15 protein-coding genes and 1 tRNA gene are annotated in these 18686 nt (G+C 47.9%); 1 reads left to right on the forward strand and 15 read right to left on the reverse strand.

Going from position 1 to position 18686, the window contains the following annotated elements; genetic code table 11:
* Positions 1-192 precede the first annotated feature (192 nt).
* The 15 genes from IV45_RS03435 to IV45_RS03505 all read right to left on the reverse strand — a co-directional run bounded on the left by IV45_RS03435 (position 193) and on the right by IV45_RS03505 (position 17239).
* The gene (locus IV45_RS03435; protein ID WP_057740745.1) at positions 193-2592 is read right to left on the reverse strand and encodes a YSIRK-type signal peptide-containing protein; all 2400 of its coding nucleotides are present in this window, start codon (positions 2590-2592) and stop codon (positions 193-195) included.
* 469 nt (positions 2593-3061) lie between these two features.
* On the reverse strand, positions 3062-4519 hold the full coding sequence (locus IV45_RS03440) for an alpha-N-arabinofuranosidase (protein WP_057740746.1): 1458 nt from the start codon (positions 4517-4519) through the stop codon (positions 3062-3064).
* A 502-nt stretch (positions 4520-5021) separates the two neighbouring features.
* A tRNA-Thr gene (locus IV45_RS03445) sits at positions 5022-5095 on the reverse strand.
* Between the two features lie 50 nt (positions 5096-5145).
* Positions 5146-5709: an alpha/beta hydrolase gene (locus tag IV45_RS03450; RefSeq protein WP_057740747.1), complete on the reverse strand. Its 564-nt coding sequence runs from the start codon at positions 5707-5709 to the stop codon at positions 5146-5148.
* Positions 5710-5746: 37 nt separating this feature from the next.
* Positions 5747-6673 carry an alpha/beta hydrolase family protein gene (locus IV45_RS03455; RefSeq protein ID WP_057740749.1) on the reverse strand — a complete coding sequence of 309 codons (927 nt, stop codon included), beginning with the start codon at positions 6671-6673 and terminating at the stop codon, positions 5747-5749.
* An 80-nt stretch (positions 6674-6753) separates the two neighbouring features.
* Complete coding sequence (locus IV45_RS03460) at positions 6754-7272, reverse strand: HdeD family acid-resistance protein (protein ID WP_057740751.1); 519 nt, start codon at positions 7270-7272, stop codon at positions 6754-6756.
* 10 nt (positions 7273-7282) lie between these two features.
* The gene (locus tag IV45_RS03465) at positions 7283-8110 is read right to left on the reverse strand and encodes an exodeoxyribonuclease III (protein ID WP_057740753.1); all 828 of its coding nucleotides are present in this window, start codon (positions 8108-8110) and stop codon (positions 7283-7285) included.
* 138 nt (positions 8111-8248) lie between these two features.
* A complete protein-coding gene (tpiA, locus tag IV45_RS03470) occupies positions 8249-9007 on the reverse strand; it encodes a triose-phosphate isomerase (protein ID WP_057740755.1) in 759 nt (252 codons plus the stop codon).
* Between the two features lie 137 nt (positions 9008-9144).
* Positions 9145-10137 (reverse strand): D-2-hydroxyacid dehydrogenase, encoded by a 993-nt coding sequence (locus IV45_RS03475; RefSeq protein ID WP_057740757.1) that lies wholly within the window; start codon positions 10135-10137, stop codon positions 9145-9147.
* Between the two features lie 14 nt (positions 10138-10151).
* Positions 10152-11333, reverse strand: a complete 1182-nt coding sequence (locus tag IV45_RS03480) for an aminotransferase class I/II-fold pyridoxal phosphate-dependent enzyme (protein ID WP_057740759.1) — start codon at positions 11331-11333, stop codon at positions 10152-10154.
* Positions 11334-11611: 278 nt separating this feature from the next.
* Positions 11612-12097, reverse strand: coding sequence for a nitroreductase family protein (locus IV45_RS03485; RefSeq protein WP_057740761.1), 486 nt, complete (start codon positions 12095-12097; stop codon positions 11612-11614).
* A gap of 65 nt (positions 12098-12162) precedes the next feature.
* Positions 12163-13353, reverse strand: a complete 1191-nt coding sequence (locus tag IV45_RS03490) for an aminotransferase-like domain-containing protein (protein ID WP_057740763.1) — start codon at positions 13351-13353, stop codon at positions 12163-12165.
* Between the two features lie 206 nt (positions 13354-13559).
* Positions 13560-14444 (reverse strand): proline iminopeptidase, encoded by an 885-nt coding sequence (gene pepI / locus IV45_RS03495; RefSeq protein WP_057740765.1) that lies wholly within the window; start codon positions 14442-14444, stop codon positions 13560-13562.
* Positions 14445-14621: 177 nt separating this feature from the next.
* The gene (locus IV45_RS03500) at positions 14622-15590 is read right to left on the reverse strand and encodes an AEC family transporter (RefSeq protein WP_057740767.1); all 969 of its coding nucleotides are present in this window, start codon (positions 15588-15590) and stop codon (positions 14622-14624) included.
* Between the two features lie 23 nt (positions 15591-15613).
* Positions 15614-17239: a malolactic enzyme gene (locus IV45_RS03505; protein WP_057740769.1), complete on the reverse strand. Its 1626-nt coding sequence runs from the start codon at positions 17237-17239 to the stop codon at positions 15614-15616.
* A gap of 136 nt (positions 17240-17375) precedes the next feature.
* Here IV45_RS03505 and IV45_RS03510 point away from each other — a divergent pair, with 136 nt between their 5' ends.
* Complete coding sequence (locus tag IV45_RS03510) at positions 17376-18275, forward strand: LysR substrate-binding domain-containing protein (RefSeq protein WP_057740771.1); 900 nt, start codon at positions 17376-17378, stop codon at positions 18273-18275.
* Positions 18276-18686 lie beyond the last annotated feature (411 nt).

The raw sequence follows: 18686 nt of genomic DNA on the forward strand, positions 1-18686 counted from the left end.
AATCTTGATATTTACCGGGACAATTTGGTACCCATCATATACTTTTTGACCGTTTTCTAGTACTAAATTGCCATCTTTATCAGCCTTATAATAGGTGACCTTAACATAGCCAGTAAAGGAAGTATGGCTCTTACTCCACTTAGTGTCATATTGGTGGCTCGCATCAAGTGCTGTCCCATTTTGGTCATAAACTCATTCATAACTAGGTTGCCATCTGGTAACTTGAGAACCATCAACACTAGTTCTACTTTGCAAAGCAGAATTAATACTGTTATCAACAGTGGCCCCACCATTAATTTCCAAACCAGTCTTAGCGGTCGCTTTATCTAAGTTAACTGTGACAATCGATTGATCTACATTATGATCTGACACACTATCAGCATAGACCACTTTAATGGAAGCCTTAGTATTATCTGCTTTATGACTTTTTGGATCAACATAACTGCCCGGCTTTTGATCCCAGGTAATTGATTTAATTGGGTAATCATTGTGACCAAACTGACTCGGATCAATCGTCAAATTCTTCTTTTGGCCGTCAAAGTCAGTGTACCAAGCAGAAATATGACTAGCCGCTGAATCGGTATCAAAGTCAGAATCTAATTGACCAGCATGAATATTAACTGGTGACTGAGCCTGGACATGAATAATTTGGTTCAAGCTATTAACTTGAACTTTAACAATCTGGTAACCATCTGGACGTGTAGTCGCTACACCATCCTTATATGTTTCGGCACTATATGAAACTAAGACATATAAAGTATGCGGGCCAGCTTCTAACTTGCTGACATCTTCTTGCATCAGTTTGTGATCAGCAATTATCTGAGCAGCTGTCATGCCAGGTGTAACATGAGGCATATCCTTTAACCAGGTATAAGTAGGATTAAACCTACCCAGATGATTTGCATTGCGAACGCCTTTATTTGCGTTACCTTTGTCATCAGCACCATTACCGACATCAATAGTGTGCCAGGTATTGTTGCCCTTTGTTGTTGCAAAAGTTGCTGCTGTCCCCTTCGCACTCCGGATAGTTGTATCAATATTAAATTGTCTACTGGTTATAGGATCTCCATCCTTATTTTTCTCGTTAAATATTAAAGTAATACCAGCAGTTGTTGTCCAATCTTCTTTCCCATCTGAAGAAGCTGGTGTGTTATGGGCCATTGACCAAACAATATTATTTAAAATACCGGCGTCAACTAATTCTTGACCGGTATATGTCACATCTCCAATCGTCATTTTCGTCAACATGTCTGGACTCGCAGCTAACTGACGATCAGAACCTGGAACAGATCCTGGCTCCAAAGCATGGGTAAAGGCCTTCATATCACTATTTTTAGCAAAATTAAAGTAATCTGCGTACGTCTTATGGACAGCAAGTGTAATGACGGGAAACAATTTTTGATCTACCGTACGACCAGTACTCTTATTTACTAACTTAACAATGATCCCATTTTTATCATAGTAATTCATTGGATCGTTTGTGTCACTAGGGTTTGAACCAATAGGATACAGAAAGTTTTGCCACTTATATTGAAGTTCGTATCCTTCCGGCACTTTATAATCAATTTTATCCGTCCACCAGCCTGCGGGTTGGTCTTCAGTTGAAAATGTAAGCTTGACAATCCCTAAATGGGTGACTTTTGCACTATCCAAGTTGGGGGTCGTTTCCCTTGTTCCAATAAAACTAGCCAATTTCATCTGATCAGCAGCAGAAAGTTGGGCTATTTCCTTTTTTAAAGCAGTTAACGCAGTATTCCGCTCCTGCTCGGTCATTGACGGTAATTGTTTCTTCAGCTCCATATAATCCTTGGTTAAAGAATCCAGGGTCACTTTTGCAGCAGAAGCAGATTTCTGTTCAGCATGATCTGACTTAAGTTTTGTTTCATTTTGCTTGTCTTGTTTAGCAGAATTTGTACTTTGCGGTGTATCAGAGGTGGATGCAGGAGTAGCTGATTGATCGGCTTCAGCATGAGCTGCTTGTTCACTATTAGTATTCTTAACATCCTTAATAGCAGCACTGGCCGCGCTGTCAGCTTTTTTCAACGTCACACTCTTGGCAGCACTCTTTGAAGTAGCAGACATCGGCTTATCGCTAGCAGGGACACTCGTACTGTCATTAGCAGCAGTGCTGGCAGAAGCTGAAGAAGCTGAAGTGGCAGAATTGGCGGAACTGGCATTAACCGCAGAGTCCACTTTTGCTTCACTGTTGGCACTTGCAATAGCTTGGCTATCAGCATTCGTTGATTGGGATTGGGCAGCAGAATTTGCAGATGATGCTGGAGTCAGATCAGCCGAAGATGCTGCTGACAATTCATGAGCTGCTGAAGATTTAGCAGCGGAACTAGCTGTCGTCGATTGAGTGCTGCTAGTATGTGCCCCAGGGGTGTGTAGAGTAAGCGTTTTCTTATTTATAGAATCATCGGCTGACTTCGATTTACTTTTATCTGATGCTGGATTATCACCATTCGACGTGGCGGCTTTAACAAAATTGGGATTGCCAAAGCTGAAAATGGTCATACCAATCATTACAGAAGCCACACCAACTGTTAATTTTCTCAGTGCATATTTAGGTAATTTGTCAGACTTGAACACTACACTGCCCCTTCCAGTACATTTTTATAATTTTATTCTTATAACAAAAGCCAGTTTAGTAATTGATAACTTAAAAACTGTTAGACGAAAAAATAAACGATCTGTATAGGATTAATTCTACACCCTCGCCAATTCTTTTACATTATATTGATTCTATTTTGCATGGTATCTGCTAAGCAGGGCTAAAATACCATACTGCTTTAACTAAGGGTCTTAGATGACACCTATATATCGTTAAATCATTTCAATGTAATTTTGCATTAGCAATCTTCGTTACGACAGGTTTTAACGCATAAACTCTCCAAATCCTATTTCCAATCTGAAAATGATTTGGAGTGCTCATTAATTATCCGCCGATCAATTTTATGGTATAAAAATAGCCTATATTGTGATCGTTTTTTCAATCTAATTAGCCCCAACTTGATTGCTCGACAATCTTTGCTGGGGCATTTGCGTCATAAATAACATTTTAGTACTTTAACGTGATCGTTACAACACTCTTTGGCGGTAATTTCAAATGTAACTTACCATTTGTTAGCGTTGCCCCTTTAAATGGAGCTTCATGAACGATATTTGGATCTGCAAAGGTGTTGTGCGCATCCATCTTATCCGCCGTCAAAATCGTTGCCGCTTCGATCCGTTGATAAGCATCGGCAGCGGTAAAGTCAACGGCCTGCTTAGTCGTTAAATCATAGTTCGTAATTGAAATGGTTAACTGCCCATTCTTTTGCGAAGCCGTGTAAGTCACGTGTTCTGGAACGTTGCCCACGCCTTCAACCAATTCGGCATCCATGTGCTTCTGATACATGTCAAACACATAGTAGGTCGGCGTCTTAATCATCTGATCTCCCTTGGTCAGGATCATCGATTGAAGAACATTGATCATCTGCGCAATGTTGGCCATATGCACCCGGTCAGCGTGACGGTGGAAAATATTCAAAATGATCGAAGCCACCATTGCGTCACGAATCGTATTTTGCTGCTGCAGGAATCCTGGGTTAGTGCCCTTGGTGACGTTATACCAAGTGCCCCATTCATCAACGATCAGGTCAACATGATGATCCGGATCGTAACGGTCCATGATCGTGGAGTGCTTGGTGATCAACTCGTCCATGTGTTTAGCGTGTGCAATCGTTGACCACCACTGTTCTTCCGGAAAATCAGTAGCGTCGCCTTTTTCGCCCTGATGCCAAATTCCGGTTGGCAAGGTGTAGTAGTGAAGGCTAAGCCCATCAAGGTATTTGCCAGCATACTTCATCACCGTGTCGGTCCAGTTGTAGTCATCCTCGTTTGGCCCGCAGGCAACCTTGTAAATCGGGTGTTCCTTATCATATTGCGGCAGGAAGGTCTGGTACTGGCGGTAAACATCAGAGTAATACTCTGGGCGCATGTTGCCGCCACCGCCCCACGATTCGTTGCCAATGCCAAAGAACTTCAGCTTCCAAGGATCTTGACGACCGTTTTGGCGCCGCAAATTGGCCATTGGCGACTCGCCGGCCATGGTCATATATTCAACCCATTCCGCCATTTCTTGAACGGTGCCGCTGCCGATGTTTGCGTTAATGTAGGCATCCGCACCCAGCTGACGGAGCAGTTCAAAATACTCGTGAGTCCCAAACGAATTATCTTCAGTCACATCGCCCCAGTTGGTATTAACGATCTTCTTACGGCCAGCTTTAGGACCAATGCCATCCTTCCAGTGATAGGTATCCGCAAATAGTCCACCCGGCCAGCGGAGAACCGGAACGTGGATCTTCTTCAACGCGTTCACGACATCGCTGCGCAACCCGTTGACATTCGGAATATCAGAATCCTTACCCACGTAGATTCCACCGTAAATACCATGGCCTAAATGTTCCGAAAATTGGCCGTAAATGTACTTACTGATTTTTGGACCCTTTTTCTGAGTTAATAATTCGATTGGCATTACATCTAAGTCCTTCCTGATTAGCAAACTATGACTGCTGACGACTTGTTGACGAAGATTTCCATTATTAAGAATCAACGACCTAAATGTAGCGCTTTCATTGACTAAAGTAAATCAAATGATCACATAAAAAACCAGCCGCTAGCTTGCACTAACGGCTGGTTTTTATAATTATTGTGCTAAACGTGCTCGCCGTGACCGCCGCCTCCGTCTAAATTGCTCTGCCTAGATTGCTACTCGCAATCGTCGTCAGAGCTTCCTTAGTACTCTCACTTGTGCTAAACGTGCTCGGCCTAAACTTCCTCATGCTAACGAACTTCAACTCCGACGACCCTGTCGCCGTTCGTTGAAGATCTCGTTAGCTCCTTCATGCACTAAACGTGCTCGCCGTGACCGCCACCTCCGTCTAAATTGCTCTGACTAGATTGCTACTCGCAATCGTCGTCAGAGCTTCCTTAGTACTCGGTGGCTAATTTGTCACGGCTCGCACTCTCTTTTCATAAGCCGTCTGGCGGGCTTGAACCGCCGACCTCATCCTTACCATGGATGCGCTCTACCTATCTGAGCTAAGACGGCGCTCTCAGTATAACCAAATTCATCGGACTTGCCAACCAGAGAATCAACTGTTAACGCAGGTTCTCGCTGATCGCATGCAGGCCGTCCTCATTAATCTGCCGACCCATCTTTGGCACAATCTTCAGGTGACCGTCCAACAACCGCATCGCGATATCTTCACATGCTTGCCGGCTAAAGCGGTCCTTTTCACCACAGTAAACATAAGTGGAACACATGATGTGCACTAAGGCCTTCGTCATATCCAGGCCCTTCATTGACCGGCTCAGTGTTCGCTTCTGTTGGCTGCTAATCGTCGGGTTGGTAAACAGGCCAACCAACAAGCCAGAGCGGTTCTTGTATTGTGCGGCCACCAGCACTAAGCGGTCTAAGCGGCCAAACATGGTGGTGGCAATCTTCAACGCTAACAATGATCCCACACCTTCACCGATCAAGACCACTGGCTGTGGTGCTTGCTGCGCCAGTTGCTCACAGGCTGTTGCCAATTGGTCAAATGAAAAATCGGGCACATCCAGCTGTTGATAATCCACCACTTGCAGATTACGATGCCCTACTTTCAACTTTTTCCAAGCATCCGTTGGGGTTAAAACACTTGGTAAAACCAATACTGTCGCCATACTCACCGATCCTTTTCTCTTTTGCCATTTATGTTCTTTATTCTACCACGTCATCCCACCACTTCCGCAATTGATCACGGTTGAATAAGCCATCCGCAACCACTGCACTCGGGCTGAGTTTCTGCAACCGGCTCTGAAATTCTGCGCGTTGTTCCTGAGCGGCCATCCGCCACTGCCGCCAGCTGGCATTCATCGACGCCCCAATCGCCATCAATTGCTGTTGTCGATCTGCGACTAACCGAAAATCTTCGTCAACCCGCTTGGTCATGAGGCGACCACTGGGCCAGAAGCGATAGCCGCCCCACATGTGCGCGGTCACCGGTGGGAGTGGTTCACAATTAACATAATGAAGTTTGCCCACGAGATGACGACCATCATAATAGCCCAGTGTGACGGGATCGTTGACGTCCACGTAATTATCCGTCTTGTGCTTGAACTTGCGCACCCGCTGCTGCTCTCGGTGGTTCATCAGGATATACAGGTTGGGGCCCTCATATAAGTTGACCTGTTTGATCCGCCCCAGGTAGCGACAATGGGCCAGTGCATACTGCAGGTTGATTGCGCCTAAGGAATGACCATAAAGATAAAACTTGGCTTGCGGGTATTGCTTCAACAGGCGGTTCAGCATCCGCGCCGCCGTCGTCAACTGTGCCGGCACCTGGTGGTTTTGAAACAATAATGACCACAAGATAGGAAAATTGGTATTCAGCCACTCATTCGTAATCGTCTCTTTGTTACCGCGAATGAGACCGGACGAACCCTTGAAGAGGATCGTCACTTGGCGTGGGTTGGCCCACCGATTACCGATGACGAACGCCTGAAAACCATCAGCCGTGTAGATATGCTGCAGAACGATGCCCAGTGTTCGGTTACCCAATTGCAGCTTTTGGCCCGGCGTCAACAACTGGTATTCCATCTTGGCGACCAGCACCCGTTGTTCATCCGTCAAATACTGATTATTCATCGTCGCTTCACATCATCAGACAGAAAGAACGCAACCAGCATTATCCCTGAGTTGCGTCCTTAATCAACATATTTTAGCAATTAGAATGCCGCCACAATGGCCACGAAGCCGATCAGCAAGAGGAAGCATGAAATCAGCCAGACAATCGTCATTGCGGAGACCATTGGGTTGAACAATAAGGCAATCCCAACGATGATCCCTAAAATGTTTAAGATCACCAGCCACCAGTAGTAGCCCTTGTGGAACTGCTTGTAAAAGCTTGCGACGGACAGTTGCCCGATACAGTCGATGATGAACCAAAAGGCAAAGATGATGGAGATCGTCATGACGCCAGCCGCAATCCGGAAAATGAATACGCAGCCCAGCACGATGTCCAGGATCGACATGATCAACAGCCAGGTCGAGCGGGTGCCCAGCAGGGTGTTAATGGTTGACCGCAGCCAGAATTCATAGATCCCCTTCAATAGGGCACCAACCCCGACCAAAATGGACAGTAAGGACAAGGTGGTGTCCGGGTTCTTCAGTGACCAACAACCCAGGACGATGAACACAATCCCTAAAATCAACGACATCCAATCAAATTTCTTTTCTTGATACATGTGCTTCTCCTTATAAATCAATGTCTAACTCGATCGGAGTGTGGTCACGTCGCTTCCCCGAATCGATCATTTTTGATTCTTGAATCTTTTCCTTAATCCGGTCACTGACCAGCCAGTAGTCGATTCTCCAGCCCGAGTTGTTCTGCTTGCTGGTCCGGACCCGCTGTGCCCACCAAGAATAGGCACCGGCCTGGTCGGGATACAGGTAACGGAACGAATCAACGAAACCAGCCTTCAGGAGCTTGGTAAAGTGCTCCCGTTCTTCATCCGTGAAGCCGGCCGAATGGTGGTTGTTTTCGGGGTGGGCAAGGTCAATCGGCTCATGGGCACAATTGAAGTCGCCGCTCGCCAGCACCGGCTTCTTTTGGTCCAACTGGTGCAGGTATTCCCGGTAGCAGTCATCCCATTTCTGCCGATCAGCCAAGCGCCGCAAGCCTTCACCGGAATTTGGCGTGTAAACATCTACCAGGTAGAAGTCCGGAAATTCCAGGGTCAACAGGCGTCCCTCGTCATCCATCGTGCTGGGGGCACCGATTTTCGGCTTGGTGACCGTTGGCGTCAGGCCGTGACGATAAAGATACATGGTGCCGGCGTATCCTTTGCGAGCTGGTTCAACGGAGCTGCGCCAGGCATAGTCGTATTCGGAAAACATCTCAGCCAGGGCTGCTTGGTGTTTTTTGGTTGGCCCGTTTTTGGATAATTTGGTTTCCTGAATGGCAAACGCATCCGGCTGGGCAGCCTCAATCTTCTGCAAAACTTCGCGGGTTTCCCCAGCACGTGTTGAGGTGCCGGTTAGTGCCGCGTTGAGTGAATCGATATTCCATGAAATAAACTTCATGCTTTGCCTCCTTCGCCGATGACTGCAATCACATAGCCATCGTTGTTTACCTTAATCCAGTATATAACATGCGCCATAAAAAAGCGTGGCTGCCTGTTTTCGTCAACAAGCACCACGCCGGTTTTTCAAGTTAATCAATTATTTGTTAAAGTGCTGCACCATTTGCAGAAAGGAGTCCACATCCAAACTGGCTCTGCCAATCAGGACCCCGTCAACATCGGGCTTTCCCATAATCTTCTTAATGTTTGCGGGATTGACGCTGCCGCCATACAGGATCCGAATCTTATCAGCAATCTCGTAGGTGTAAACATCCGCAATCGTGCGCCGGATCTGCCGGCAGCCTTCCTCAGCCATGGTTGGGTTGGCGTGCTGGCCGGCCCCCACTGCCCAGGTTGGTTCATAGGAAATCACGACATTCTTAATCTGGTCCATCGAGATCCCGTGCAGGACACTCATCAGCTGAGAGAAGACGTAGTGGATCTCACCGTTGATCTCCTTCTGCACCATTTCCTCATCCGTACAGATGATCGGCGTAACCCCCATCTGAACGGCTGCGAGCACCTTCTTGTTAACCGCTTTGTTGTTTTCGTTAAACAAGCGCCGGCGTTCGATGTGACCCAGCATTGCGTAGTCAATTCCGGAGTCCCGCAGGCCGCGCAAACTGATTTCACCCGTGTAAGGGCCCGAATATTCGGCAGCACAATTTTGCGCAATGATTTTCAGGCCCGACTTGCCGGCCGCCTGCTTCATGCTATGCAAAGCAATCGACTGGGGCGCAATCCCCACCTCGACTTTTTGCGGATCAGGCAGTTTATCCTTGATCGCTTTAACGAAGTCAACTGATTCCTGCACGTTTTTGTGCATCTTCCAGTTGGCGGCAATAAACGGTTTTCGCATATTTTCTCCTCACTCCCGTCACGTGGGATCGCTTACAAGTCAATAATCATACTTTAACATGATTTGACCAATAAAAAAACACCCGCCAAGTTACCCCGGCGAGTGTTTGCTTGCAAACTTTGTCTTAGTTGAATGAATTAAAGTTCATGGTCCGATTGTTTGCCAGCCAAAATGGTCATGACATCCGTCAAGGAAATGTCGACCATGTTTTGAACGGCAATGTTGGTAAAGAAGGCAATGTGAGGCGTCAAAATGACGTTGTCCATGTCGTGCAATTGCTTGACCAACGGCAGGTCGTCCAGGCCCTTGCTCGTCAGGTCTTTGTTGAAGACGTGTTCCTCGCCTTCGACCGTATCCAGGGCTGCGGCGGCCAGTTCGTGGTTTTGCAAAGCGGCAACCAGGTCCTTCGTGACAACGACTGGGCCCCGAGAAGCGTTGACCAGGCCGGCCGTCTTCTTCATCAGCTTGAAGTCGGGTTCCGATAAGAGCCCCTTAGAAGTTGGGTTCAGGTCGACGTGCAGGGAAACCACATCTGAGCGCTTCAGCAGCTCTTCCTTGGATACGTATTCGACGATCCCGTCCATGTCGGTGCGTGGTTTAACATCGAATCCCAGGACATGGGCATTCAACGCGTGGAGCAGCTTGGCCAAGGTGCCACCAATCCGGCCGACACCGATGATACCGATCGTGGCGGAGTGAATCTCCATCGCCTGCAGGCCAGCCCAACGGAAATCATCCTGCGCCACGCGGTGATCAAAGCTGTAGGTCTTACGCAAGAGGCGGAAGATCTGCATCAGGGCAAATTCGGCAACACTGCGGGGCGAGTATGCCGGCACGTTGGTCACTTTGAGTCCCAATTGGTGGGCCAGGTCAAGGTTGATCGTGTCCACCCCGGCCGTCCGCGTAGCAATCTGCTTCAGACCATTGGCTGCTACCTGCTTCAAAGCGGCATCGGGAACGGCGGCGTGTTGTTGAATCACCAGGCCATCAACGTCCTTGGTCATGTTGACTACATCGTCATCAAGAAACGGTTTTGGTGTTGTGACAATATCGACTTGATGTTCTTTTGCAAAGTTGTCAATTGCGGCTTGTTCGTCCGGCCGCACACTAGTCATTAAAATTTTGGTCATAAAAGCCACCCCTGTTATTTATTCAGCATCTTAGTAATGCGTTGCAAAGCTTCGTGAATGTTGTCCATGCTGGTTGCGTAACTGAGCCGCAGGTAACCGGCACCACCAGCACCGAAGTAAGAACCAGGAATGGTGGCCACCTTGGCTTCGTCAACTAACTTCTGAGCGAAGGCAACGTCATCGGTTCCCTGACTAGCCGGCAGTTTGGCGAAGACGTAGAAGGCGCCGTTTGGCTTGGCAACCGTGAAACCTAAGTCGGTCAGACCACTAACGAGGACGTCACGCCGTTCTTGGTAAGCGGCCCGCATCTTGTCCGTTGCCTGCTTGCCTGCTTCACTAGCAAAGACTGGTACCGCAGCGGCCATGGATGGGTCGGCCGGACTGGTAATCATCAGTGAGTGAACCATGCCGATCATCTTGGCTAAACCAGCTGGTGCGGCGACGAAGCCAACCCGGTAACCAGTCATGGCACCGGACTTGGAGGCCCCGTTCAGGATCACGGTCTGACCGGGCAGGAACTTGGCCAGAGAAGTGTGGTGGTCTTCGTAAACCAGTTCGGAGTAAATTTCGTCCGCAATCACAACCGTGTCCGTATCTGCCAGCACATCAGCGATGGCCTTCAGCTGATCAGCGGAGTAGGTCACACCGGTTGGGTTTGATGGGTAGTTCAAAACGACTGCCTTGACGTCGCCGGCCTTTGCCATTGTTTCCTTTAGCATTTCGGGGCTCAAAACGAAGCCATTGCTGCTGGTGTCGATCGTGATGACCTGGGCACCCAGCATGGCGGCGATTGCTTCGTAGAGTGGGAAGGTTGGAGTTGGGATAACGACCTTGTCGCCAGGGTTAATCAACGCAAACAGTGCGGCGTAAATGGCTTCCGTTGCCCCAATAGTGACAACAATTTCACCGTTCGGGTCGTACTTCAAACCGTAACGGTCCGCCATGAAGTGAGCGATTGCCTTGCGTAATTCCGGTGTCCCGGCGGATGGGGAATAGTGTGAATCGTTGTTATTGATACTGTCGATGGCCGCCTGCTTGGAGACATCCGGAACGTTGAAGTCCGGTTCACCCAGGGTCAACTTAACGATTCCCGGAACGGCACTGGCCTTCATATCGAAAACCCGAATCGGACTCGGGGCAACGTTTTTTAATTGACGATTGAAGCGGGATTGCAATTTAGAACTCATTTCTGGCATAGTCGTTTCCTCCTTAAAATAAAAACCGGGATGCAGTTAATTTGCACCCCGGGTCGGTTTTCATTTCAACGTAATTAGTTGGTGATGATTGCTGGTCGCGGGATGATATTCATCCTAGAACCAGCACAAATGGTTGTTGATTCTAGGAATTTACTTCCAGAACCAGCAATAATACACATTATTCAATTCAGTATGAATGTGTTGAACCATTTTCAATACCCCTCATCAATTAATTGCCTTCATTCTAATCAAATTTTAAGATTAGTCAATAGTTTTTATTATTTTCTTGTTAATTGATAACGTTGTGAGCGATCTTCGTGGTTTGGTTCAACCGCCGATTTGCCAATGGCGACAATCGTTTCAACGTCAAAACCGGCTGGCAGGTCTAGTTGCTGCAAAATATCCTGATGTTTGTTCAAGGCAACCGCACCGCCCATGACGTAGACCGAACCTAGGCCCAGACTTGTGGCTTCAATCATGATATTTTCGGCCGCAACGGAAGCATCCCGTTCGGCAAAATTACTATCATGCTTGGCTGCCAAAACAAAGAGCAATGGGGCCTGGTAGCAGGCATTGTTGCTGGCAGTTTCAATTGCTTGCCGCAGTTTTTCATCACTAACAATGACCCCGCGCATAACGTCCATTTGGTGCATGCCACAGGGGGACGCCTGAAAAGCCGCCGTCAGCTTTTGAATTGCCTCTTCACTTACTGGCTCATTCTTAAATTTCCGCACTGAATAACGTTCTAATACTGGATCAGACATATCATTACCTCCTTAACACAAAAGAGGGCCGCACCTGCCGCCCTCTTCTGAATAGTTATTTACGATTAGTTTTCGATAGCTTCTTGCAGAGCCTTGCCTAAACGCTGAATCCCTTCGTCAATCTTGTCAATTGGCATGCAGGAGTAGTTCAGACGGAAGGTTCCTGGTACTGGGTTGGTACCAAAGAATGGGTCGCCTGGTACAAAGGCAACGTTGTGCTTCAGGCATTGCTTGAAGAGTTCAACCGTGTCTTCTACGCCAGGAACCGTTACCCACAGGAACATCCCACCATGAGGATTGGTGCATTGAACACCCTTTGGGAAGTACTTCTTGATGTCTTCTACCATCCGGTCCTTACGTTCACTGTAGACCTTGGAGATTTCCTTGATGTGAGCGTCAATGTCGTTGTTCTTCAAGAATGCAGAGCAAGCGTATTGAACCAGGTTATCAGTCTGCAGGTCGGCTGACTGCTTCATGACCGTCAGCTTCTTGATCAGGTAGTCGTTAGCGATGACCCAGCCTAAACGGAAGCCTGGTGCCAGGATCTTGGAGAAGGTACTCGTGTAAACCACGTGGTCAGTGGTGTCGAATGACTTAATGCTTGGAATGTGCTCTTCACCCGCGAAGCGAATATCACCATAAGGGTTATCTTCCAAAACATAAACGTCGTACTTAGCAGCCAATTCAGCCACTTTCTTCCGCCGTTCTAATGACATGGTCCGGCCAGATGGGTTCTGGTAGTTAGGAATGGTGTAGATCAACTTAGCTTCTGGGTGTGCCTTCAGAGCTTCTTCCAGCTTGTCAGTCCGCATACCATTGTCATCCATCTCAACGCCAACGAATTCAGCCCCATAGGAACGGAAGACGTCGACGGCACACAGGTAGGTTGGTTCTTCCAACAGAACCGCGTCACCTGGGTTGATGAAGGTCTTCCCCATCAAGTCCAGGGCCTGTTCGGAACCAGTCGTCATCATGATGTTCTTTAATTCGGCCTTGATGTTTTCCTTTTCTTCGGACCGCTTCAGCAATTGCTTCCGCAGTTCAACCACACCACTGGCAGAACCGTATTGCATGGCCGCTTCACCATGCTTTTCATAAGCCTCATCGGTTGCCTTTTCCATTTCTTTGATTGGGAAAAGTTCACCAGCTGGAAGGCCACCAGCAAAGGAAATAACATTCGGGTCAGAAGCAGAGTTTAAAATTACACCAACTGCATCGGTGCCATCTGCTGGAACACGTTTTGAAAATTCAACCATTTTAGATTCACTCCTTCAATTATGTTCAAAAAGGATCCATATCTCATTAACTAGACGCTTGTGACTAGCCCAACTATTGTCATGTTTCCGGTCGCCACCGGGATAGTTGCGGGAATCCCGCTCGCTAGCTACTCGCGCGGGTTTAACTCATATAAAGCTTCCTTTCTTTTGGTAACGCTTTCTCGATGTCTATTACTTATTATAAATCAGTCATGACTATTGAGCCAGTTCATTAGTAAATTCTTATATTCCATTGGTTTTTCAACGAACGACATGTGCCGGGTGCCGGCGAACAAGTGCCAGCTGGCGTTCGGCAACGCATCCGCCATCGTCTTGGCAACCAGTGGTGTACATAAGTCATTGGTGCCGCTGGTAATTAAAGTTGGTGTATATAAGTGGGCCAACTTGGCGGTGTAATCATAGTCCTTCAGATTGCCGATCGGGGTGTACTCATTCGGACCCCAGGCGGCGTTGTAAGCGACCTCGCCAGCATTCTTTTCACGCTTCAGACACTCTGGCGAATCGCGGCTGGGTTCATCGGCACAGTGCAAGTGCATATAGTGGGCGTTAGCTGCCTGATAGGCTGCACTTTGGTAATTGCCGCTTTGCTCGGCTTGCTGGATTGCATCCTGTTCTTTTTGCGGCAAAAACTTGATCATCCGGTGCTGTTCCTGGCCCCATAACTGCGAATCCGACAGTGTACTGGCCAAGATCAGTGATTTCACGCCCGCCGGCATCTGGTCACACATGTAGATGATGGCTAGCATGCCACCCCATGATTGACCCAACAGGTGAATTCGGTCCAGATGCAGGTACTTGCGCAGTGCCATCAGTTCCTCGACCCAGGTCTCACGGTTGTAAAGTTGCGGGTCGTCCGGCATCGATGACTTGCCACAGCCGATCTGGTCATACATGATTAGCTGACGGTGATCAACCTCGGCCAGTGAATCGAACAGCTCAAAATAATTGTGGGTCGATCCCGGGCCACCGTGCAGCAAGACCAATGGTGTCTTCTCACTCGACCGGCCGACAATGCGGTAATATGTCTGATACTGGCCGAACGGCATATAACCTTCCTGAATTTCAGTCATCCTCGCACCTCCTGTCTATTTTTATTATAGACCTTAGACAGGCGGTGTTGGCAAACTGATCATCGGTAAGTGTCGCTTACAAGGACTTGTTGGTCTATGTTTCCCATAAAACAAAAAAGTGTGGCCAGGCTTTTAACCTCGTCACACTTTAATTCAGCTTTAATTTAAGAGAGTTCGTTAAATAAATTGCAGAATAGACATCAGAATTGGTACGACGATAACGAACAAGACGGTGCTCATGACCACGATGTTCGTTGCATACTTCACATCACCGTGAGCTTCGTCAGCTAAGATTGGCAGGACGGCCAGCATTGGTGTTGCGGATTGAACAACAAAGGTTCCCCGCATCAGGCTTGGCAGATGAACGCCAGCACCCAAACCAATCTTGATTAAGATGATCAATGCCAGTGGTGAGATGATGAAACGGCCAATTAAGGCCCACACCGTGTCACGTTCAAAGCGGAAGTTATTCAAACCGGCATCGTACAGCACAATCCCGATGTAAATCAAGGACAGCGGCGTAACCAATGAGCCCACATAGGACAGGGTTTGACCGATGAAGTTCGGTACTGGAATTCCAATCAGAAGCCAGATGACCGAAACCACGAAACCAACCAGTGGCATTGGCAGAAGCTTTTGCCAGTTGATCTTGCCGCGTTCCTTCTTCTTGCCTTGTTGCGTCGGATCATCATTTTGAATCAGGTAAACCCCGAAAGCCCAGGTCGAAACGGTGTTGACAATGTAGTAAATCAGGAAATATGACATGGCCTGGTTGCCGAAGAGAGCGGTGTTCAATGGCATCCCAATGAAGATGGTGTTGGCGTTGGCAATCCCGTTAATGAAGACACCCCGCCGACCCGGCTTAATCCGGAAGAGTTTAACCAAGACAAAAGCGAAAATGTAGGAGATCACAACGGCCAGTGCAGGGAAGATCAGGCCTACTCCCAGGCCCATCAGCTTATTCCTGGTCAGGTACTTCATGACACTCATGAAAATCGACGCTGGCAGGGCAATCTTGGTGATCAAGGCCGCAATGTTGCCGCCGAACGAGTCCGCAAACCAGTTATTGCGACGCAGGATATACCCTAATGCCATGATCAAGACAATTTCAACGACACTCGAAACGGATGTGAGAAATACTTGCATGCAATCGCTCCTTCCCGATTAAATTAGTAGGCTGGTGTCCACTTGTGAACTAAGACTGCCTTTTTAGCGTCCGTGACGCCCTTAGCTGCTAATCCTTGATCAATTGCGGATTGTGCAACCACGCTGGCAACCTTGGCGGTGAATTCTTCCAGGCGGGCAACTGGCGGCAGAACGGCAGCACCAGCAGCGTTTGGATCGATGATGTCACTCAGTGCATAAGCAGCAGCGGCTAACATCTTTTCGTTAACCTGACTGGCACCGGCAGCGATGGCCCCCATACCAACTGCTGGGTAAACCAAGGCGTTGTTGGCCTGGCCAATCGTGTAGGTGGTGTTGTTATACGTGATGTCATCGAATGGTACACCAGTAGCGGTCAGAACCCGGCCATCCGTCCACTTCAGCAGGTCGGCTGGACGAGCTTCCAACAGCTTGGTTGGGTTAGAAATTGGGAAGATGATTGGCCGCTTGGTGTGGGCAGCCATTTCCTTCACAATCTCCTCAGTGAAGGCACCTGGTTGCTTGGAAGTACCGATCATGACGGTTGGGTGAACGGCCTTAACAACGGCGGCCAGGTTAGTCAGTTCGTCCGCATTCGCAAATTCACTGCGATCACGGGTGAATTCCTTCTGTGCCGGCGTCAGGTCAGGTGTGTCATTGAACAACAGCCCTTGAACATCGACCAAGTAGAAGTGACGGCGTGCTTCATCAGGATCCATGCCCTGACGAACCAGTTCATCATAGAGCATGTTGGCAATGCCCATTCCGGCGTTACCAGCACCAAAAGTCAGGAACTTCTGGTCGGCTAATTTTTCCTTGGAAATCTTCAGCGCACCCAGCACACCAGCCAGGCAGATGATCCCAGTCCCTTGAATGTCATCGTTAAAGACTGGCCGCTTGGTTTGGTATTGCTGCAGGATGTCCAATGCGTTGTCCCGGCCCAGGTCCTCAAAGTGAACCAAAGCCTTAGGGAACAATTCTTCAGTGGCGTCCATGAAGGCGTCAACCAACTGGTGGTACTTCTTTCCCTTGACCCGTGGGTGACGCAGGCCCAGATAATTAGGGTCGTTTAACAACTCTTCATTATTAGTACCGGCATCCAATGAGACCGCCAAAACCTGTGATGGATCAATGCCAGCGGCGGCCGTGTAAACCATCAGCTTACCAACGGAAATGTCGACCCCATTGACACCCCAGTCGCCAATTCCTAGAATCGCTTCACCATCAGTTACCACGATCAGGCGAATGTCGCGACCATCCGCAGCGTTGGCCAACCGTTCCTTGGTGCTGGCGATATCGTCAACGGACAAGAAGGCAGCGCCCTGCGGCTGAACGAAGATGTCGCTGTACTGTTCGATCGAATCCGCAATCACCGGGTCATAAACAATAGGCATCATTTCAACAATGTGCTGACCCATCAGGTAGAAGAACAGGGTCCGGTTCGTATTGAAGATGTCCATCAAAAACTGCCGCTGCTCCAAACCTGGATGCTTCGTCTTGAACTGGGCGTAAGTTTGCTTTTCTTGTTCAGCCAAGGTTTGGACCCGTGCTGGCAGGGCACCCGTCAAACCTAATTGCTTCCGTTCTGCTTTAGTAAAAGCTGTTCCTTTGTTTAAGAATGCGTTATTTAGAATTGAACTTGCGTTTGTCATTGTATGGCCTCCCAATATGTCCTTCGTTAATTTTCACTTGCATTATATAAGGCATGTTAAAATATAGTCAAAAGTTGTATGGATTATAAAAAGATATTATATGATGTTTCAAAATACTTTAGTAGAGGGCTTTATCATGAATGCAAAAGATTTGAATTATTTTCATGAACTGGTGAAGCAAAAAAATTTTTCAAAAGTTGCTGATTATTTCCATGTCAGCCAGCCAACTATTTCACAAGCCATCAAACGACTGGAAGACGAATTCGGTAGTAAGCTGTTCGACCGCGACCGTTCCCATGGTCAACTCCATGTCACTGTTACTGGCAAGCAGTTGGATCGGCACGTATTGTCGATACTAAACGAACTGGATGTTGCCCAGGCCGACATCGACCGGGTGCACCAAAACCGGATTCGTTTCGGCCTGCCGCCAATCATCGGTAATTACCTGGTCCCTAATTTTGCGCCCCAATTAATGAACGCCGACATTTTATCCTTGTTGGATGTTGTCGAATATGGTTCAGCGCAATTGCTAAAAATGCTGCGCAAGGGTGAAATTGATATGGCCTTATTGGGATCACTGACACCATTAAAGGAACTGGGCATTCGTACCGTCCAGATTGGCAACTACCCCTTAGTGATCGCCGCCAGTCTAGAAAACAGGCAACTACAGGCCATCCATGATCCCATTCACTTTGCTCAACTACGGCACGAACGTTTCATTGGTTTCAACAAAGAATTCGTTCACTACACTGCTTTCAACGAACTCTGCCGGCAGACCCGTGTTCGGCCTAAAGTGATTTATCGGGGAGCCGATATCCAGATTATTAAGCGGTTGGTGCAAAGCAATCTGGGAATTGCCTATCTCAGTACTGCGGCCATCACCGACCAGGATCACTTGCTACAAATTCCCCTTCTTGATGTTCAACAGTCGCTTCATTGCTACTGTGCCGTCCGTGAATCTACCATTCTCCGTCCCAGTGAGCAAAAGCTATGGGACATCTTCGCCCAAGATAGTTCCACCAATTCTGCCCACTAGTATTTTGGCAATTGGTGACTCAATCAATCGACCACTATCAAACATGTTGCCGCCTGTCTCACCGAACAAACTGTTTAGATAATGGAATAACGGAAAGTTTCCTCTACACCATGAAATTGATTTGTATTATGAGCCTTATTACCAAAGCAAACAGACCTTGTTCAATGCAATAGCGAGTTAATGCTGTGGCGGCCATAGATCAACTATTACAATGCAGGCAGTGTTAAAGACAAAGCAAAAGGCAAGACCCCGATTGTTGATTATCGAAATCTTGCCTTCACACAGGTTGCCTAATTTAAAGTGCCTACCTCTATAAACAAAAAAGGACTGACAAAATTGTCAGTCCTTTTAGTTTGCGCGGCAACGTCCTATCCTCGCAGGGAGCGATCCCCCAACTACTTTCGGCGCGTT

The organism is Limosilactobacillus secaliphilus (genome assembly GCF_001437055.1).
In the GTDB taxonomy this organism is placed as follows: domain Bacteria; phylum Bacillota; class Bacilli; order Lactobacillales; family Lactobacillaceae; genus Limosilactobacillus; species Limosilactobacillus secaliphilus.